This window comes from Bacillus hominis (assembly GCF_018332515.1).
GTDB lineage: Bacteria > Bacillota > Bacilli > Bacillales > Bacillaceae_G > Bacillus_A > Bacillus_A hominis.
The window spans coordinates 1-19,378 of record NZ_BOQD01000248.1 but is presented as its reverse complement, the minus strand read 5'-3'; the positions used below and the strand labels follow the sequence as shown (position 1 = coordinate 19,378).

Annotated in this window: 23 protein-coding genes and 2 pseudogenes; 14 read left to right on the top strand and 11 right to left on the bottom strand. The window is 35.3% G+C overall.

What is annotated here, in order from left to right:
- Positions 1-79: 79 nt before the first annotated feature.
- Positions 80-445: a cupin domain-containing protein gene (locus KI356_RS21100; RefSeq protein WP_212936354.1), complete on the top strand. Its 366-nt coding sequence runs from the start codon at positions 80-82 to the stop codon at positions 443-445.
- A 3-nt stretch (positions 446-448) separates the two neighbouring features.
- On the top strand, positions 449-877 hold the full coding sequence (locus KI356_RS21095; protein WP_212936353.1) for a GNAT family N-acetyltransferase: 429 nt from the start codon (positions 449-451) through the stop codon (positions 875-877).
- Between the two features lie 63 nt (positions 878-940).
- Here KI356_RS21095 and KI356_RS21090 read toward each other — a convergent pair whose 3' ends face one another.
- Positions 941-1,726, bottom strand: coding sequence for a GNAT family N-acetyltransferase (locus KI356_RS21090; RefSeq protein WP_212936352.1), 786 nt, complete (start codon positions 1,724-1,726; stop codon positions 941-943).
- 132 nt (positions 1,727-1,858) lie between these two features.
- On the opposite strand from KI356_RS21090, the gene ytfJ reads away from it, so the two are divergent.
- The 4 genes from ytfJ to KI356_RS21070 all read left to right on the top strand — a co-directional run bounded on the left by ytfJ (position 1,859) and on the right by KI356_RS21070 (position 3,875).
- Positions 1,859-2,284, top strand: coding sequence for a GerW family sporulation protein (gene ytfJ / locus KI356_RS21085; RefSeq protein WP_212936351.1), 426 nt, complete (start codon positions 1,859-1,861; stop codon positions 2,282-2,284).
- Positions 2,285-2,444: 160 nt separating this feature from the next.
- On the top strand, positions 2,445-3,221 hold the full coding sequence (locus tag KI356_RS21080) for a hypothetical protein (RefSeq protein ID WP_002118738.1): 777 nt from the start codon (positions 2,445-2,447) through the stop codon (positions 3,219-3,221).
- 51 nt (positions 3,222-3,272) lie between these two features.
- Positions 3,273-3,593, top strand: a complete 321-nt coding sequence (locus KI356_RS21075; protein WP_128279833.1) for a hypothetical protein — start codon at positions 3,273-3,275, stop codon at positions 3,591-3,593.
- 69 nt (positions 3,594-3,662) lie between these two features.
- A complete protein-coding gene (locus tag KI356_RS21070) occupies positions 3,663-3,875 on the top strand; it encodes a hypothetical protein (protein ID WP_002012518.1) in 213 nt (70 codons plus the stop codon).
- A 30-nt stretch (positions 3,876-3,905) separates the two neighbouring features.
- On the opposite strand, the gene KI356_RS21065 is transcribed toward KI356_RS21070, so the two are convergent.
- On the bottom strand, positions 3,906-4,244 hold the full coding sequence (locus KI356_RS21065; protein WP_001253195.1) for a hypothetical protein: 339 nt from the start codon (positions 4,242-4,244) through the stop codon (positions 3,906-3,908).
- 343 nt (positions 4,245-4,587) lie between these two features.
- Between KI356_RS21065 and KI356_RS21060 the strand changes: the two genes are divergently transcribed.
- From KI356_RS21060 to KI356_RS21040, 5 genes are all read left to right on the top strand, one after another.
- Positions 4,588-5,268 carry a class I SAM-dependent methyltransferase gene (locus tag KI356_RS21060; RefSeq protein WP_212936350.1) on the top strand — a complete coding sequence of 227 codons (681 nt, stop codon included), beginning with the start codon at positions 4,588-4,590 and terminating at the stop codon, positions 5,266-5,268.
- 93 nt (positions 5,269-5,361) lie between these two features.
- A complete protein-coding gene (locus KI356_RS21055; protein ID WP_307856662.1) occupies positions 5,362-7,050 on the top strand; it encodes a formate--tetrahydrofolate ligase in 1,689 nt (562 codons plus the stop codon).
- A gap of 90 nt (positions 7,051-7,140) precedes the next feature.
- Complete coding sequence (locus tag KI356_RS21050) at positions 7,141-7,668, top strand: hypothetical protein (RefSeq protein WP_144504228.1); 528 nt, start codon at positions 7,141-7,143, stop codon at positions 7,666-7,668.
- A gap of 19 nt (positions 7,669-7,687) precedes the next feature.
- On the top strand, positions 7,688-8,857 hold the full coding sequence (locus tag KI356_RS21045) for a DEAD/DEAH box helicase (protein WP_002118754.1): 1,170 nt from the start codon (positions 7,688-7,690) through the stop codon (positions 8,855-8,857).
- A gap of 268 nt (positions 8,858-9,125) precedes the next feature.
- On the top strand, positions 9,126-9,509 hold the full coding sequence (locus tag KI356_RS21040) for a VOC family protein (protein ID WP_212936348.1): 384 nt from the start codon (positions 9,126-9,128) through the stop codon (positions 9,507-9,509).
- A gap of 41 nt (positions 9,510-9,550) precedes the next feature.
- On the opposite strand, the gene KI356_RS21035 is transcribed toward KI356_RS21040, so the two are convergent.
- Positions 9,551-10,189: a zinc dependent phospholipase C family protein gene (locus KI356_RS21035; protein WP_212936347.1), complete on the bottom strand. Its 639-nt coding sequence runs from the start codon at positions 10,187-10,189 to the stop codon at positions 9,551-9,553.
- Positions 10,190-10,218: 29 nt separating this feature from the next.
- Positions 10,219-11,205 (bottom strand): quinone oxidoreductase family protein, encoded by a 987-nt coding sequence (locus KI356_RS21030; protein ID WP_212936346.1) that lies wholly within the window; start codon positions 11,203-11,205, stop codon positions 10,219-10,221.
- A gap of 206 nt (positions 11,206-11,411) precedes the next feature.
- On the opposite strand from KI356_RS21030, the pseudogene KI356_RS21025 reads away from it, so the two are divergent.
- Positions 11,412-11,532: pseudogene (locus KI356_RS21025) on the top strand (sigma-70 family RNA polymerase sigma factor); the annotation flags it as partial.
- Positions 11,530-11,688: pseudogene (locus KI356_RS21020) on the top strand (DUF3600 domain-containing protein); the annotation flags it as partial. The pseudogenes KI356_RS21025 and KI356_RS21020, both read left to right, overlap by 3 nt.
- A 12-nt stretch (positions 11,689-11,700) precedes the next feature.
- Here KI356_RS21020 and KI356_RS21015 read toward each other — a convergent pair.
- From KI356_RS21015 to KI356_RS20995, 4 genes are all read right to left on the bottom strand, one after another.
- Positions 11,701-11,943 (bottom strand): hypothetical protein, encoded by a 243-nt coding sequence (locus KI356_RS21015; protein WP_212936345.1) that lies wholly within the window; start codon positions 11,941-11,943, stop codon positions 11,701-11,703.
- 313 nt (positions 11,944-12,256) lie between these two features.
- Positions 12,257-12,691 carry a hypothetical protein gene (locus tag KI356_RS21005; protein ID WP_098635336.1) on the bottom strand — a complete coding sequence of 145 codons (435 nt, stop codon included), beginning with the start codon at positions 12,689-12,691 and terminating at the stop codon, positions 12,257-12,259.
- Between the two features lie 84 nt (positions 12,692-12,775).
- On the bottom strand, positions 12,776-13,747 hold the full coding sequence (locus KI356_RS21000) for an MBL fold metallo-hydrolase (RefSeq protein ID WP_128279839.1): 972 nt from the start codon (positions 13,745-13,747) through the stop codon (positions 12,776-12,778).
- A gap of 96 nt (positions 13,748-13,843) precedes the next feature.
- On the bottom strand, positions 13,844-14,053 hold the full coding sequence (locus KI356_RS20995) for a DUF3925 family protein (RefSeq protein WP_128279840.1): 210 nt from the start codon (positions 14,051-14,053) through the stop codon (positions 13,844-13,846).
- A gap of 224 nt (positions 14,054-14,277) precedes the next feature.
- On the opposite strand from KI356_RS20995, the gene bsaA reads away from it, so the two are divergent.
- Positions 14,278-14,760: a glutathione peroxidase gene (gene bsaA, locus KI356_RS20990; RefSeq protein WP_000219424.1), complete on the top strand. Its 483-nt coding sequence runs from the start codon at positions 14,278-14,280 to the stop codon at positions 14,758-14,760.
- Positions 14,761-14,842: 82 nt separating this feature from the next.
- Here bsaA and KI356_RS20985 read toward each other — a convergent pair whose 3' ends face one another.
- The 3 genes from KI356_RS20985 to KI356_RS20975 are packed head-to-tail and all read right to left on the bottom strand — an operon-like array spanning position 14,843 to position 19,244.
- Positions 14,843-17,071 carry a transglutaminase TgpA family protein gene (locus KI356_RS20985; protein ID WP_212936343.1) on the bottom strand — a complete coding sequence of 743 codons (2,229 nt, stop codon included), beginning with the start codon at positions 17,069-17,071 and terminating at the stop codon, positions 14,843-14,845.
- On the bottom strand, positions 17,068-18,282 hold the full coding sequence (locus tag KI356_RS20980) for a DUF58 domain-containing protein (RefSeq protein ID WP_212936342.1): 1,215 nt from the start codon (positions 18,280-18,282) through the stop codon (positions 17,068-17,070). Before KI356_RS20980 ends, KI356_RS20985 begins: the two co-directional genes overlap by 4 nt.
- On the bottom strand, positions 18,282-19,244 hold the full coding sequence (locus tag KI356_RS20975) for an AAA family ATPase (RefSeq protein WP_212936341.1): 963 nt from the start codon (positions 19,242-19,244) through the stop codon (positions 18,282-18,284). The genes KI356_RS20980 and KI356_RS20975 overlap by 1 nt, the downstream gene beginning before the upstream one ends.
- Positions 19,245-19,378: the final 134 nt, after the last annotated feature.

The following is a 19,378-nucleotide window of genomic DNA, read 5'->3' as shown; positions in this document are numbered from 1 at the left end:
AGAGCAATTTGAAGAAGATTTTGAAGGGCATTTAATGCAGACAGTAAGGATGGTTTTATACATATAGGGAGGAGTAGGAATGAAAATATTTGATTTCAGTGAAAAAGTAGGAAAGCATATATCAGCATTTCAATCTAACTTTGTAATGTCAAAAATATTAAAGCATCAAGGGGATATACATATCGGTGCTATGCATTTACAAGAGAATGGAATAATAGGATATCATGAAGCAGTTGTATCTCAACTGCTTCTTATTGTGGACGGCGAAGGATATGTATGCGGGGCAGATAAAGAAAAAGTGAAGGTGGAAGCTGGACAAGCTGTGTTTTGGGAAAAGGGAGAATTTCATGAAACAAGTACAGAGAATGGGTTAATGGCAATTGTTATGGAAGCGGAGAATCTTGAACAAGCGATATTAATGCCGATTATTCAAGGGGAGTTGTGAAAAATGATAATTAAGGCAAATCAAGAAGATACCAATGAGATATTTAAATATACGGCTCAATCGCTTTTTGAAGGAACGAGAGGGAATTGTCAATTAAGTACCGAGAAAGCAATTGAAATTACAAAGCCGATTGTAGAAAAGGGAGCATATTATTTAATCATTAAAGAAGAAAATAAAGTAATGGGATGGATATTAATAGGGGAAAATACAGACTATTTTTCTCGTGAAAAACTTGGATTTATATATGAATTGTACGTTTTCCCAAAATATCGCGGGAAAGGATTATCGCGAGAACTGATGGAAGCTGGTATTAAGGAATTGAAGGAGAAGTATTCAGAAATTCGGTTGAATGTATTTGCTGGGAATTTTGCGAAAGAGATGTACGAAGAGTTTGGGTTTGTTGAAAGGCAGGTAATTATGACTTTGAAGTGAGGATATAGCTCAAGCTGGAATAGCACAATATAAATAAAAGAAGCCGATGAATAAATCGGCTCTTTATCGATACATCGTCCACATGCCAATATCTTTAAATCCTAATCGCTTATAAATTCGTCCAGCAGCTGGATTGTTATAAAATAAGCAAAGCGTTCGGCCTTCTTTCGTAAAGTCTTGGATCATTTTCTGTAATATGAGCGAAGCATATCCATTCCCGCGATGATTCGGATGTGTACAGACTCCAACAACCATAGCGGATAATGAGTTTTCAGCAGAAGTAGAGGCGGATGCGATGATTGCACCATCTTTTTCAATATAATATGTACGTCCTGTATTTGTTTCGATAGCTTGCCTTAACATTTTCTCTGATTCATTAGCAGTTGGGAATTCAGCGATGTTACTGCGTAGTTGCATAATTTGCTCTATATCATCTAGTGAGGCAAGTTTAATCGTTTCATGAACAGGTGCACTGGGTAAGTTATTGTTATCCAGACATTCGCAAAAATACATTTCATTTTTGGCACCTAGTTGTATACTTGGAGCAGTTTCAAATTTTTCTACAATATTTGATTTGCCAGAGAGTTTAAGCGGCTTATATGTGGAAAGAAGTGCCTCATAGTCAGCGACCACAAAATCTTCTTTACTGTACGGTATAAATGCATCATGGAAGCGGAGTAAAATCGATTTTAATGTTCCGTTCTCTTCGAATGCTCCCCATAGTTCTTGAAAATTTGTATCATAACCGAAAGCTTCAATATCTCCAATGATAAATAAGTTAAGGGCTGCTTCTTCTTTTAAAAAAGCAAATACTTGTTCATGGTCTTTCGTTGTTAATTTTCGTATCATAACGAATCAACCTCTTTTTTTATTTTTCTAAATATTATAACTTTTATTTTTTGAAATCAATATAAAATTTTATGTTTAGTTCACAAACTTTCGGAAAAACTAGGAAAGATATGACAAAGGAGGTTATGAACGGTGGATCATCCAATTCAAGGATTAATGAAAGCAGCAATGGAAAATCTGAAGGAAATGGTCGATGTTAATACGATTGTTGGAGAGCCTGTTCAAACGGCTGACGGTGGTGTAGTGTTAACGGTTTCTAAAGTAGCGTTCGGTTTTGGAGCAGGAGGTTCTGATTTCCAAACGAATGACGGGCAAAGAGCGAACGGTAACCCTGCATTTGGTGGCGGTAGCGCGGGTGGTGTTTCCATTACACCAGTAGCATTTCTTGTGGTGAATAAAGATGGAGTAAATATTCTTCATTTACAAAATGCGACACATTTAGCGGAAAAAATGATTGAATTAGCTCCGAAAACAATTGATAAAATTCAATCGATGTTCCAAAAAGATGAAAAGAAAGAGGGAAATCATCACCCTCAAAACCCAGATGATATCCTTTAAAAACGCCTGCTTATAAGCAGGCGTTTTTTCTTGTAATCAGTATGTAATAAAACACATGAAATTGTAAATAGTTTTTGAAGTTTTTTCTATGTTTCTAAAATTTTTCATGTTAAAATATGCTATAGAATTGAAACATATAAAACGAAGGTGGCTAGGTGCTTTGTCTGGAGGATCTGACCAAGTAAACAATATGATATATATTAATGGTAATCGTCGGGGTCATTGTTTTATTACATCTGGAATTACGTTTAAAGAGTTTGCAAGTAACATCCCTTCACCGCTTCATCAAGTATTGCTTTTAAAGCATAATTTTGAGTGGACAGATTTTCATTATCATACTTTATTTGAATATGTTGAGGAAGAAAACATACATAAACTCATTCAAGCAGAGATTGATGAATTTGATGAATTTTGTTGGGTAGATTTCGATGATGCAAGCGATTTAGATGAGTTAGAGCCAAAAGAAATTGCAGAATTATTATATTTGGCTCACAAAAAAGAACCACTTGGAAGAACGTTCTTTCCGTTGTTGAAGAATAGATTCGTTTATTTTTCACATGATGACGGTTGGTACAACAAAGTGTATTACCGTAGAATCGGTGATTTTGTAGGAATGCTAAGTAAAGTGATTCCGTATAAACTCGGTTCGTTTGGAAAGAAACGTTTTACTTTCTTCCAAAAATCAAAGATTTTCCCAGCAATTTCAAAGGAAGTTATCCTCGGGCTTATTCCGTTAATGGAAGATGGGTTATACATTGATTTAGCGGGGAAAATTGAGTCGAGAAGAGGTCTTGAAATTCCGGTATATGTAGTAGGATCATTCGAAAGTACGGATGAGGTACTAGATAATATCGATGAATTGAAAGCGGAAGCAACAGAAACGGGTTGGCTCATTTTTGATAAGAAAGAACAAGAGTGGCAATGGGTTGTAGACTAAGAAAACTTGGCGCATGAAGTCAAGTTTTCTTGTCTTTTGAAAGGAGAACAAATGAAGAAATATTATACAATTGTGGGTATTGTAAGTATTATTCTCGTGGCGATATTACTTATAACTTGTCCGAAAGAATCAGATTTTAAATTGCATTTAGAGGATAAGTATGCATTGAAATGTGACGAGAGTAGCTTTGAATGCACGCAAAATGTAGATGGAAAAAAAGAGAAATTACAGTTTGAAAGTATTGATGCACGAAATGGTGTTTTCTTTATGACTGTAAAGCAAACGTATAAAACAGAAGCTGGTGTTACGAAAGAATATAGCGGAGTAGGTATATTCGGTACATTTCTTTTTGTTTCAGAGAAGACTTTCTAGTAATAGAAGGTCTTTTTTTTATGCTTATGTTCATATAGATGAAGTAAGACAAGCATAGGAGGGGTATTGATGAAGAAGGGATGTATCGTTTGTGGTGGTGAGGAGTTTTTTTCTTCAACATTATATGCACGTACGAAACAAGATTGGGCATATGCGCCAAACATGTACCGATTTGAAAAGGTGTTTATTGAGCATAGAGATGAAGAGAATTATCCAGTTTTTCAAGAAATTACAGCGAAGCATTGTTGTGGATGCGGTCATATCATGTTGTATCATGAATGAACACACCAAGTATAACTTGGTGTGTTTTTTTTAAAACGCTGATAAAGCAAGCGGATATAGTAAAGTGAATAAAACAGAAAAACTGCCAAAACCAATTGCGGTATATCCAAGTGTTCTCGCTCCAAAATTGACAGCTAATAAGCCAACTAAAATAGCAAGGGAGCCGAGTGTAACAGGATAAAAAGCAATGGAGAATAACGAAAGAAATAATGCGACATAGCCTATCATTGCACCGGTATTTGTACCTTCTATTTCATTTGCAATTTCTTTGCGTTCATGTCTAATCGGAATACCAGCCGGAGATATTTCAGCTGCATACTCTTCATTTTTTTCACCACTTTTAAAATGATGATTTCTCTTTCTTCGCATGTACATCCCTCTCTTTCAATTGGGTGTATCTATAGTATCTTTCATAAGGAGAAGAACATGAGTATGAGTTAAACCCAAGTAAAGCAAAAATTGGAGAAAATAGATTCCGTTGTTATCCTGTTCACCTCCTTATGAAGATAAAGTGAAACTTTAATCAGTGGGGGTTTTGTACATCCCCCACTGATTATTAGCCCTCACCAATCGGGCGAATACGAGGCAGTTATCTCCCACCTAACTTCCTCGCATTCGCCGAATTCTACTGCCCGTTAATGCGGGATAAACAGGAATTTTGGAAAATGATGTAGAATGAAATGAATGATAATAACTGAAGGTAGGGGAATGTATGACGAAGTTTAATTGGCATGAATCGGCAGAGAAAAAATGGGATAATAATGCAGATTTTTGGAATCAAAATAGTCAAGAAATGTGGGATAGTGGGAGCAGGAGTACAATCATTCCATTTTTTGAGCAGTACGTGGAAAAGGAAGTACAAGTGTTAGATGTTGGCTGTGGTGATGGGTATGGTACATATAAATTAAGTCTTACTGGGTACAAAGCGGTTGGGGTGGACTTATCGGAAGTTATGATTCAAAAGGGTAGGGAACGCGGAGAAGGCCCCAATTTATCTTTTATAAAAGGTGATCTTTCTTCATTACCATTTGAAAATGAGAAATTTGAAGCAATTATGGCAATTAATTCTTTAGAATGGACCGAGGAGCCATTGCAAGCATTAAATGAAATAAAGCGTGTTTTAAAGAAAGATGGATACGCATGTATTGCAATTTTAGGACCGACAGCAAAACCGAGAGAGAACAGTTATCCTCGCCTATACGGCAAAGATGTTGTTTGCAATACGATGATGCCTTGGGAATTTGAACAGTTAGCGAAAGAACAAGGTTTTGAAGTTGTAGATGGCATCGGCGTATATAAGCGCGGAGTAAATGAGAAGATGTTAGGTCAACTACCTACAGAGTTACAACAAGCGTTAACATTTTTATGGGTATTTATGTTAAAAAACGTATAATAAAATTGAAGAATTTCAGGAGGTAAATAAGTGCAGAAAATACAAAAAACTGATACAATATCATCAGAACCAATTAAAGGGGGACTAGGGTATATGACAACTACTACAACAGTTAAATCCGATATTGAAATCGCACAAGAAGCAAGTATGAAGAGGATTCAAGAAATTGCAACTAATTTAAATATTTTAGAAGAAGAACTAGAGCCATACGGACATTATAAAGGCAAGTTATCTCTTGATATTTTTAAGCGTTTACAAGATGAGAAAGACGGTAAAGTTGTTTTAGTAACAGCAATTAACCCAACTCCAGCAGGAGAAGGTAAATCAACAGTAACAGTTGGTTTAGGTCAAGCTTTTAATAAAATTGGTAAGAAAACAGTAATTGCACTTCGCGAACCATCTCTTGGACCAACAATGGGATTAAAAGGCGGAGCAGCAGGTGGCGGTTATTCTCAAGTAGTACCAATGGAGGATATTAATCTTCACTTTACTGGAGATATTCATGCGATTACAACTGCTAATAACGCATTAGCGGCGTTCATTGATAATCATATCCAACAAGGAAACACACTTGGAATTGATACGCGTAAAATCGTTTGGAAACGCTGTGTTGATTTAAATGATCGTGCCCTTCGTAATGTAGTAATTGGCCTTGGTGGACCGGTTCAAGGTGTACCACGTGAAGACGGTTTTGATATTACAGTAGCATCTGAAATTATGGCCGTATTCTGCCTTGCAACAGATATTCAAGATTTAAAAGCACGTCTATCTCGCATCGTAGTTGCTTATAACTTTGCAAATCAACCTGTAACGGTTAAAGATTTAGGTGTAGAAGGTGCGTTAACATTATTATTAAAAGATGCATTAAAACCGAACTTAGTACAAACATTAGAAAATACACCAGCTATCATTCATGGCGGACCATTTGCGAATATCGCTCACGGTTGTAACAGTGTTATCGCTACGACAATGGCAGCAAAATTAGGTGATTATGTTATTACAGAAGCTGGATTCGGTGCAGATTTAGGTGCTGAGAAGTTTTTAGACATTAAAGCACGTGCAGCTGGTATTAAACCAGAAGCGGTAGTTATTGTTGCGACTATTCGTGCGCTTAAAATGCACGGTGGTGTGGCGAAAGATCAATTAAAAGAAGAAAATGTAGATGCATTAGCAAAAGGAATGGAAAACTTACAGAAACATGTTGAAACAATTCAAAGCTTCGGTGTTCCATTCGTAATTGCCATTAACAAATTCATTACTGATACAGACGCAGAAGTTACATACTTACAAGAATGGTGCAATGAGCGTGGCTATGCAGTATCCTTAACAGAAGTTTGGGAGAAAGGTGGCCAAGGTGGTGTAGACCTTGCTGAGAAAGTGTTAAAAGAAATTGAAAAAGGTGAAAACAACTACGCACCACTTTATGAATTAGAATTACCATTAGAAGAAAAAATTCGTACAATTGCTCAAAAAGTGTATGGCGCAAAAGATATTGAGTTTGCACCGAAAGCACGTAAACAATTAGCTCAATTTGAAGGAGAAGGATGGAGTAACCTACCAATATGTATGGCGAAAACACAATATTCTCTTTCTGACGATGCAACAAAATTAGGTCGCCCATCTGACTTTATTGTTACAATTCGTGAATTGAAACCATCTATCGGTGCAGGGTTTATCGTTGCATTAACAGGAACAATGTTAACAATGCCTGGTCTTCCTAAACAGCCAGCTGCGCTTCAAATGGATGTAAATGAAGATGGAAAAGCAGTAGGTTTATTCTAAAAGGTTGTAATTCATCTCGTTTATCTGTAAACTATATATACATCAAGTGGCGCCTTTCCATAGAAAGGCGCCTGTTTTTTGGAGGAAATTATGTTTGATCCAACTGCTTTTGAAAATTTAAAAGTAATCGTAGAAGGAGCTGTCTATGATTTCGATTTACACGGTGATATTCTTGTAACAGATCGAAAAGATGTGATGGATCTTGCTTCATTAAGCCGTATGTATAGTATTTCATTTCAACTAACAGAAACATTTAAAACGATGGTAGAAGCGATATTTTCACTATCTGTTGATGCGAAGAATTTATCAGGTGAAATATTGGAAGTACCTCAGTTTATACCAGGTTGTGAAATGAAGTTAGCGTTCTCGTTCGAAATGGAACAGCCAGAGATAGGATGCCAAGAAATTGAAGCTTTATTGCAATCTATTTGGGGAAAAGAGCGAATGATTACACAGAAAATTTCATACGAATATAATAAGCAAGCGATTTCATATCATAATAAGGTAGAGGTTCTATTTCAAAAAGCGATTACAGAAGACCATGTTGATGATTTAATAGCTGTTATTTCACACATGATAGAAACGGTGCGAACAATACAACATTTTCTTCAAAAATAGAGATAAAGGAGAAAAACAAATGATAAAAGATATGCAACCATTTTTACAACAAGCTTGGGAAAAGGCTGGTTTTAAAGAGTTTACTGAAATTCAAAAACAAGCGATTCCAACTATTTTAGAAGGACAAGACGTTATAGCTGAATCTCCAACTGGAACAGGAAAAACATTAGCGTACTTATTACCCCTTTTACATAAAATTAATCCTGAAGTTAAACAACCTCAAGTTGTAATTTTAGCTCCAACTCGTGAACTTGTTATGCAAATTCATGAAGAAGTTCAAAAGTTTACAGCGGGAACTGATATTTCAGGTGCGTCTTTAATTGGTGGTGCGGATATTAAGCGCCAAGTTGAAAAATTAAAGAAACATCCGAGAGTAATTGTTGGTTCACCAGGACGTATTTTAGAATTGATTCGTATGAAAAAACTAAAGATGCATGAAGTGAAAACGATTGTATTTGATGAGTTTGATCAAATTGTAAAACAAAAGATGATGGGTGCTGTACTTGATGTAATTAAATCAACGATGCGCGATCGTCAATTAGTATTCTTCTCGGCGACAATAACGAAAGCGGCAGAAGACGCGGCACGTGATTTGACAGCTGAACCACAATTAGTACGTGTAACACGTTCAGAGGCAAAGAGCCTAGTTGAACATACGTATATTGTGTGTGAACGTCGTGAAAAAAATGATTATATAAGAAGAATTATGCATATGGGAAATGTAAAAGCAGTTGCCTTCTTAAATGATCCATTCCGTTTAGATGAAATTACTCAGAAACTGAAATTCCGTAAAATGAAAGCGGCAGCTCTTCATGCAGAGGCAAATAAACAAGAGCGTGAAGCAACGATGCGTGCATTCCGTAGCGGCAAATTAGAAATTCTACTTGCTACTGATATTGCAGCACGTGGGATCGATATTGATGATTTAACACACGTAATTCATTTAGAGTTACCAGACACTGTAGACCAATACATTCACCGCTCAGGACGTACTGGACGTATGGGGAAAGAAGGAACAGTCGTTTCTCTTGTAACAGAACAAGAAGAGCGTAAATTACTTCAATTTGCAAAAAAACTAGGTATCGTGTTTACGAAGCAAGAAATGTTCAACGGATCATTTGTAGAAACGAAACCGAAAGCACCAAAGAAAAAGAAACCAGCATTTACTGGTAAGAAAAAACCTAGATAAATAAAAGGAAAGACGTAACTATGCGTAGTTACGTCTTTTTTGTTTGTAAGTTGTTAAATAGCAACTTCAAATATATCAACGATTCTATAGGGGATATCGATTTATCAACAAAAAACGACAATAGTGTTAGTTTCTAATTTTGTTTGTGCATGGAATGAAATGAGTCAGTCGATAAATTTCGTGAAGAAATACATATACATTAAAAAGGAATAATAATAGCACCTGTAGAAAGCTACTTAGAATATAAAAACCATTAGGAGGAAATGAAATGATCCATAAAGTCGGACAAATTATGTTATATGTAAATAATCAAGATGAGGCAGTAAATTTTTGGACAGAAAAGGTAGGATTTCATGTAATCACAGAGGAAGATAACAAACAAGGAATGAGATGGATTGAAATCGCTCCGACTAACGGTGCAGAAACGAGCATTATATTACATAATAAAGAAGTTATTTCGAAAATGAGCCCAGAATTGAATCTTGGTACACCATCTTTAATGTTCTTCTCAGAAAATCTTGAACAACTATACAAAGATTTAACAAATAAAAATGTTACTGTTGGCGAAATGGTAACTATGCCTACTGGTAAAGTGTTTAACTTTGCTGATAGTGAAGGGAATTATTTTGCGGTTATGGAAAAGAACAAATAATAATGTTATTGAAAAATCCCCCTCGTATATAATGAGGGGGATTAAATATTTGAAGTGGACTTTTTATTCGCCAGTTGCTCGATATAAAAAGCACCTTTCTCAATTGCAGTTTCAATATAACCAACGATTTGATCAAACGTAAACACTTGTAAATCCTCATGCAAATGTTGCTCGGGATACAGCATATCTTCAAAAAGATATGTTCGAAAAGCTAAAACGTTTCCTCTAGAAACCTCCTCGATATCCACAATGTTAGCCTCTTGATTAAGTAGGGCGAAGAGCTGTTGTTCTTTATCGTAATGATGAAGTAACTTTGCATTTAACAATTTAAAATCGTTATAGTACATAGGTGCGATAGTTTCGTCATTTTCTATTCTGTTTTTTAGCCAAGGTAGAAAAAATCCACTGAGCCAATTATTATCGGCAATGAGGTGGGTATAATAGCCTAAAATAAATGGGGAATCTATATGTGCTTCATATTTATGCAAAAAGGAATCATAATCTATTCTTCTCGTATAGTTCTTCGTTGTACCCGCATAAAAATGTGAGGTTCCTTTTTCTTTTTTTGAATGAACAGCATCAGGGGCTACACCACCAAGTAAGAAAGAAGTTTTATCTTGAATAGAAAGTTTCTCAGCAATACCGTTAGCGATAATGATATGCATAATTCTTGATCCCATGAATAACACCTCTATTTCATGTATTCATTTTAGGGAGCTGTCTGAACGTGTAGTATTACTTTCCCTGTACTTTGTCTACTTTCGACCCATTCATGTGCTTTCCCTGCATCTTGAAGAGGAAAAGATTTCGTGGCTTTAATTTGTAAACTTCCATCGCGTAAATAACGGAAAATTTGATTCGCAGTTTCTTGAAGCAATTCAGGACGTTTTTTTCGTGTAGTGCCAAAGCTGAAACCGAGTATAGAACGGCAACTTGCGTGTAAATCTTTCGTTTGAAAGCTACCAACTTCTCCGCTAGCATTGCCGAAATGGACGAGACGACCGTAATAAGCAAGGCATTCTAAACTTCTTTCGGACACAGTACCAGAAATAGAATCTAAAACAATATTAACGCCTCCTCCGTTTGTAAGCTGAGTTACCCTTTCTACAAAATCTTCATCTTGATGACAAATAACATAATCAGCTCCAGCATCTAAAACGATTTTTCGTTTTGCTTTACTTCCAACAGTGCCGATAACTTTTCCAGCCCCTAATAGTTTTGCAAGTTGAATCGCTGTAGTACCAATTCCGCCAGCGGCTGCATGGATTAGTACAGACTCACCTTGTTGAATTCTTGCAACATTTGCAAGTAAATTATAGCTTGTAAAAGATACGATAGGACAAGCGGCGGCGGTTTGAAAGTCGACTTCATCAGGTAAAACGAAAGTAAGATTTTCGTTCGCAACAACATATTCAGCGTAAGAGCCATTTTGAGGAAAAGCAATGACACGCTGGCCAGGATAAATGTTTTTCACATGAGAACCTACGTGTTCTACAATACCAGTTGCATCTATCCCTGGAATAAAAGGTAAGGCTTTGTTTCCTTTTTTGCCATAACGTGATTTAATATCGGCGAAATTAACACTAGTAGCAACAACACGAATTAAAACTTGGTGATCTGAAATTGTAGGAATATCCATGTCTGTATATTTCAACACTTCAGGACCACCAAATGAAGTTACAACGATAGCTTTCATATACACCCTCCTAAATTTGACTATATATATCATTTTAAATCTTCATTAGGAATTGGAAAATTATATAATTGTTATGCAAGGTTATAAGTGAAGCTTATGAACGTATTGCATCATTATATTAATTTATATAAAAAATATTTTGAAAAAATCGAACGAAATATTGTTTGCTTGCCAATATATAGTGTAGAACAAAGGAGGGATGGTACATGAAGGATGAAACAGTGTATATAGATTTAATCCAATTAACTTTATCGGGCAATAAAGAAGCGTATAGCGAATTGTATGATAAAATGATTCAAGAAGTATATAAGACAGCACATTTTATTTATGGAAGCATTAATGTCATATCAAACTGTATTAGTAAAAGCGAAATCGAGTGGTGGGATAACAGTAGAAGAAGTACCTGAAGCGTATAAAGAAAGATTTATTAAAGCAGAACAGTTTATGGAGTATGTAGATGAAAAGGTGAGCTTTTCTTATTGAAACGTAAATATATTAACCACCTATTCCTTTTGCTAGTAATAAGAAATATACAAATACTAGTATTACTCCATTTAATGCCGTACCAACTATTCCGAATAACCAATTTTTTGATGCTATCGCAAAAATAATACCGAGTAATGAAAGTATGCCTAGAATCGCAATAATCAAAGTTAAATTTGTATTAGGTCCTCTTAAAATAAAGAAAGAACATATACTTGCGATAAAGGTTAGAAACGAGAAAGTCCCTAATTTCATAATAAGTGTCTCCCTTGTTTGAAATGTATTTTGATTTAGTGCACGATTTTCTATAGTTTACCATAAATTCCCTAGTACATATTGAATATATGAACAATAAAAAACGAGTATAAAATCTATGCGATTTCATACTCGTTTTGTTATTACTTAAATTTCCTTACCGCATGTATAGCAACTCTCACAAGGAGTATTGCACTTATAAATAAACCACCATAACCAATGACACTTAAAAATTGATTATTAGGTTCTTTTGCATACAAGTCAGGGGCAGAATTAACTTGATTTGCTTAATAAAGTGAAAGTGGGAAATCACTTAGTTATATTCCTTGCTATTATCCTTGTCTTTTTGTATAAAACAATCTAAAAGTGAATAACCAGCTATTAAACTAATTATCGTAACAAAAGTTGTATTCACAAGAATAATATTAGTTAAATAAGGTAGGTATTTGCCAACTGGTGAAAAGAGTAGTGCTGGGGAAAAGGAAATTAATATTGTAGGAACTGTAATCGCAATAAATTTATCCAGTTGAAAGCTCCAGTTTTGTTTACTCGTTTCACGGTTAATGGATTGAAGGAAACGTAATAAAATGCCGACTACAAGAGGAAAGAGTGTATAGTAGAATAGCCTTGGGTAAATGTTAAAGTTCACTTGCGCGTCTGTATCTAAATAAAATTGAATTTTCACTCCGACAAATAATAATAAGACGATAAATAATGTAAAGCAGAGGTATAGCATCACCTTTTGCATTGCATTCCACCATCCTTTACTAAAAATATATTCAAAGAAAGAAGAGATATACAATAACTACTGTTGTATATCTCTTTTTTGCCGTTATTTAATAGTGGAATTTGTTTTTTCTTGCTTTGTGAAATAATCAATAATGCCCATGGCGCTAATTTCTATATCTAGATGTAAAATGTTATAAACGGAATGATTTGATGGAACGTTTAACTTTGTAAGGTGAGAAGAGATTTTATCCATTAATAAAGTTTGTAATGCCTTAGTCGCCTCATCGAAATCATTACATTTTTCAAAGACATCTTTACCAGTATGAACGAAAATAGGTAACCAGTGTTCCAGTTGGTTATATACTTCTGTAACATGAGATGATGCACCGTAATGGCCGAAATAAATAGTATCTACATTCATACTTTGAATATGATTTTTAGAAGCGATCATCGCATCTGGCTGAAATTGTGACGGGGACGTTGATGGTAGATATAACTCTACACCAAGGTCTGCGAGTTCTCTATAATAAATGCCAATTGTATCGCCAGTAAAAATACCGTTTGTTAATGAATCATGAATGCTAATATGGTGCTTTGCATGCCCTGGTGTATCATAAAATGTAAGGATGCGGTCTTCTGCAATTTTTAACGTATCACCATTTTGCACAATGTGAACACGTTCTTCTTCTATAGGAAGAATTGGATCAAAAAGTTTATCGAAATCTTCTTTGTACACAGCTTTTGCGCCTAAAATGAGTTTTGTTGGATCAATCATATGACGAGCACCGCGAGAATGCACATATAAAGTAGCATTTGGGCACTTTTCCATCATTAAACCAGCTGCCCCAGCGTGATCTAAATGAACATGCGTAACGATGATGTTTTTAACATCATTTAAATCAATATGTAATTGTTGTAAGCCATCTAAAATATACGGAAGAGAAGGGGCTGCACAAGTTTCAATTAAAGTAATATCATCACCTAATAAAACGTACGTACCAGTTCGCTCATTATGTTGTAAATCGAAATCATCAATAAGATATAGGTGAGAAGATAATTGCTCGACCTTTTTCATATTTACCACTCCTTATATACTGCATGTTTCTATTATACGCTAAAAAAGAAAAAAGGCAGAAAACGAAAATTCGTCTTCTGCCTTTATGTAATGTTGTTATTTAGTTTGTTCTTTATTGATAAACATAACGAAAAGTCCAACAATACCGCCAACTAACGGAAGAGTAATCTCTCCTGCTAAATTAAAGTAGGAGCTTAGGAATAAGCCATTTACATCGATTACCCAACCAGTAACATACAATAACATCATATATAGTACGAAATAAAACTCGCGATTTGAAATCGTTTCACGTTGTGCAGTTTTCATAATGAACACCATCCTTTTCTTTTATAATGGAATATAAACTGTCACATTTTGTTCACAATTTAATTGTAAAACTTTCCATCATAAAAGTCTAGTAATTTGTGTCGAAATTTCGAACAAAAATAAAGCGCTACCATTTTAACGCGTGAGTATGTAAAAAGAGCTGTATATTCACGAATGTAGTATAGTATAAACATAGAATGATAGTGAAGAGAGGGGCAGGAGCAATGACAGTTTATGATTTTTCAGCTAAAACAATAACAGGAGAAGATAAATCGTTAAAAGATTACGAAGGAAAAGCACTTCTTATTGTAAATGTAGCTAGTAAATGTGGATTTACACCTCAATATAAAGGATTACAAGAAGTATATGATAAATATAAAGACCAAGGACTAGAAATACTCGGTTTCCCTTGTAATCAATTCGGGGGACAAGAACCAGGCACAGAAGCAGATATTACAAGTTTTTGTGAATTGAACTATGGTGTAAACTTCCCGATGTTTGCAAAAATTGATGTGAAAGGTGACAAGGCTCATCCTCTGTATACATACATGACAGAACAAGCACCAGGTTTACTAGGGATGAAAGCAGTAAAATGGAACTTTACTAAGTTTCTAATTGGAAAAGACGGGAAAGTAGTAGGGCGTTTTGCACCGCAAACGAAGCCGGTAGATTTAGAGGTGGAGATTGAGAAGGTACTTGGAGAATAACTAGGAGTTTCATTTTATGAAAAACGCCTCAAAGAACAATGCAGTTCTTTGAGGTGTTTTCTTTAAACTCACATTATCAAGATTAAATCACTGTATCGAATTTATTTGATTTAGGAAGAGAAGCTGCTTTTTTCATAAGCACTTCCCATAAGTGTACGGATTTCTTCCATTCGGCTGCGGCCTGTCCTTTTTGATACATAGCGTTCTCATAACTGAAAGTAAGTTGTTGCATATCGGCCGAGTTGTAAAGTGTATCGATGTGGAGAGCGTATTCTCGGAATGTTTGACTTTCCCCCCGTGGTATGCCAATTCTCGCAAATTGTTTTAAAAGTGCACCGTAAGCTTTTTGATAAACAGCATCATCTTTTCGGTATTTATAGAAATGAATAATAAAAAAAGTAATCCATTTCATTCTAGTAATGAAGAGAATGTATCCCATGATACTAACCGGTATTATAGAGAGGAATACGTACCACCAAGAAAACCCATTATTAGAATTTGGGTTCTTTTTAGTAGAGGATTCTTCTGTATTTTCTATTAAACTTTTGAGCTTTGCTTCATTGTTTCGCTCTTGTATTTGCGCGTTTTTAGAATTATTTTCTTCGCTATTTTGTGACGTGGAAGCAGGAGTATTGTTTACAAAATTATAGGGATTGGTAAATCCTTTTGTTGGTTCGAATGGAACCCATCCATATCCTGAAAAATATACTTCGACCCAAGAGTGTGCGTTATTGTTTTCGATTTTATAAACATTCTCACCTTCTGCATTAGCAAATGTATTCTCAAGAGTTCCTTCTGTAAAGCCTTTTACCCATCGAGCGGGAATCCCGGCAGAACGAAGTAACACGATCATAGACGTCGAAAAATTATTACAGTAGCCACTTTTTGTATCGAAAAGGAATTGATCTACATAATCTTGGTTTTTGGCAGGGAATAAGACATTCATTGTTTCGTATACAAAAGAATTGTCGGTGAAGTAATTTTCAATAGCCAATACTTTATCATATCGGTTGTCTTTATCATTTGTTAGATTAACAGCTAAGTCTCTTACTCGCTGTGGTAATGATTCGGGAAGTTGTGTGTACTTTGTCATGAAATAAGAACTTGTTTCTTGACCTTCATTCGTTTTTGCAGCTTTCAAGTTTTCTATGGAAAACTCCGGAATCTCATACGTTACTTTATACGAATTTAAAGTAGTAGAAGAGTCTCCGTGCATCGTATAGATTTTTTCTGAAAATGGGTCAACGCTGTATGATACATCAGAAGAAGCCTCAACTGATACTAATCCTGCTGGATAGGTAAGGTGAGGATAACTTTTTTGCATGGTGATCGTTGCTTCGGTTGTCTCCGTTTTTGTATTTTGTTCGTACCAACTCACGACGTCGTTTTTATTTTTAAAAGAAACCTTCTTCGGATTTTCAGAAACCTCCCAGCCTTTTCCTGTATAAAAATCTTTTGTTTCTACTCTCCAATATTGTTTGTTTTGCGTTTGTGCTGTAAAAACAATTGTATTATCCGCCTTAAAAGGACCGCCTAATTGCGCGTCATCTAAACCATACCCAATTGTAGAAACTTCTTGTTTTTTACTTGCTTCGGATGTGTTGAATTTTAAAAAGTTCATTGGATTTGGCCATTGAGGGCCGAATTTTGGAGCGAAGTATGCGATGGTTGCTGACAATACAATAAATATTGTAAGAGGTCTAAGTAATTTTGAGATTTCTCTAGCATAATTTTGTAAGTGTTCCATCTCTTTTATTCGTTCTATTCGAAGAAGACTAAGCATAAAAAAGCCGATGACAATAGTACGAATAATAGCGTAGTTTGCATTGTATAAATGTAAGTTATGAAAAGTTGTGATATAAATAATAGTCAATGCAAGAAATAACAATCCACGTTTTTTACGAATCATCCAAAAAGAGGTGAAAGAACTCAAAAACCAAAATGATAGAAAAAATAAAACTGTTGGAAAAACTGGAGAAATATCTAGCAAATTCCCCTGGAAAAAAAGGGAGGAATTTCGAGAAATATCAGAAAAAAATGTTGTTAGCCAAGATGGATTTATAAAAGCCTTTTTATAATACAAGGAATGAATGATGAATAAGATCGTGACGATCTTTATTGGAATTTGCCACCTTGTTTGAAAAAAAGAGAGAGTGAAGCAAATTACTATAAATAGTACAAAAATATCTAATCTACCTACGTTTGTAATACCTATAAGGGGTCTTAGCCATTCTAGTAAAAGAAGAAGTACACATACATGCATGAAGAATCTGCTCATATCCCATTGATATTTTGTTTGTAATGTTATCATTTGCTCACCTCAAAAAACACGTTTGTATACCGGTTTTCATAAACCGTGTTTACAAATATTTTTCGTTTTTGTAGAGTTTCTAGAATACTTAGTTCTCGATGTGAGAGTTGATTCGCTTTTTCTTTCACGACAAACACCATTAATTTTCTATTTTTTATAGCAGCACATTCAGCCGCCTTTTGAATGTCGGGAGAAAGATCGCTTGTCACGAGTATAATTGTTACGGGCTGATAAATTTTTCTTAATTCCATTTCTACACTCTGGGAGAGCGGGAATACACTGTCTGCTTGTACTTTCGCTAAATGGCAAAAGATTTGTTGCAACTGAGTATCTCCATTGTCTAAAGGGAAAATAGTTCGTTCTTTTCCGACAGACACGAATGACGCTGGTGAATTTTGCTTCAAGACAGACCTCACAATAGAGGCAGTAAACGTTACGACTGATTCGAATAGAGGGGACTCAGTTCTGTCCATGAATATCATGATATTATGGCTACGCTGTTGTTCAAACTCTTTCGTCATAATATTATTTGTTCGTGCAGTTGCTTTCCAATCAATCCATGAAAAGCGGTCACCAGGTTTATAGTCTCTGACACCGACAGAGACTGTAGAGTTTTTTGCTAAATTTATATTTGCTGAAAGCGCTCCTTGTTCGAAATGATTTTCCAATTGTCGATACGTTATATCTACATACTGGGGATAGACTAAAAATGTATCTGGAGCTGAAAAAGTTACTTCTTTCTCCATTATGCCGAATAGATCGCCAGTTTTGACACGTACGCTTGAAAAAGTGTGCTCTCCTCTAGGGATTGTGTCAATAATATATTGAAACGAAATATTTCGTTTTAATCCTGGAAAGAGTATGACCTTATTCAACTTTGTTTGTCTACAACTTGTAAATTGTGGTGGCAGTTCATCTTCTATAATTAAATAAAGTAAGGGAAAAGGAAATTTTCTTTTTATTGTAATCGTGCTTAAAAATCGTTCTCCTGCTACATATTCATTTTGGTTTGTTATTCGTTTTACTTCAGCGTCCCGTAAAGCGTAGAAGGGGAGTAGTAGTGAATAAAGGCCAATAGGAATCGTACTGTAAAACAAAAACCAACTTACAAATCCTCCTTGAAGCATAGCGTACACAAATGTTAAGACTAGGCATAAAGGGATTAGCAATAACTTCGTAACGTGATATAGTGCTCGTAGTAGTCGTTTCATCAAAGGTTCTTCGTCCGTTGAGTCGGCACGGTAGTTCGTGCAACGATTTTGGCGATAACTTGTTCTCCTGTTATTCCTTCAAATCTTGCTTCCATTTTTAGAATGAGTCTGTGAGCTAAAACGTAAGGAGCTAAAAATTTAACATCGTCTGGAATAACATAATTTCTGCCATGGATGAATGCATAAGCCTGTGAAGCTTTCATTAAAGCAATTGAGCCGCGTGGACTCGCACCTAGCTGTATAGAACTATAAGAACGAGTCTGATTAACAAGCTTTACAATGTAATGCTTGATTGCTTTGTCCATACTTACTTCCCGTACGCTTTGTTGTAAATAAAGTAATTCTTTTATTGTAGTAATAGCTTGTAAATGGGAGAGTGGGTTTGCTTTTTCCATTCGATTTAAAATTTCAAATTCTTCTTCTGGTGTAGGATATCCCATTGTTAGCTTCAACAAGAAACGATCGAGTTGAGCTTCTGGTAAAGGATATGTTCCCTCATATTCGACCGGATTTTGTGTAGCCATTACAAAGAAAGGTTTTGGTAACGATCTTGTAATGCCATCTATTGTGATAGTGCCTTCTTCCATACTTTCAAGTAAGGCAGATTGTGTCTTTGGAGATGTACGATTAATTTCATCAGCAAGTACAAAATTCCCCATAATTGGTCCAGGCTTGAACTCGAATTGGAGCTCTTTTGGATTGTAAATAGAAACACCTGTTACATCTGACGGCAGTAAATCAGGTGTGAATTGAATTCGCTTGTAATCGGCATCAATTGATTTAGAAAGAGCACGTACTAGCATTGTTTTCCCGACACCAGGAACATCTTCTAATAGTACATGACCTTCAGCTAAGAGAGCTGTCAAGACTAAAATCGTTTCTTTTCGTTTTCCGACCATTAATTTTTCAATATTGTTGATTATTTTTTCTACAATGGGATGTAATGAATCAAGCTGGGGCATCGTAATCCTCCTAATTTTATTATCGTTTTCTAATCTATTTAGTAGACAATAGAATTTACCCCTTTATTTGCGGATAGTAAAACTCTTATCTTAAATTCTAGGAATATTCAGATTATTTATTCCGATTACAACTA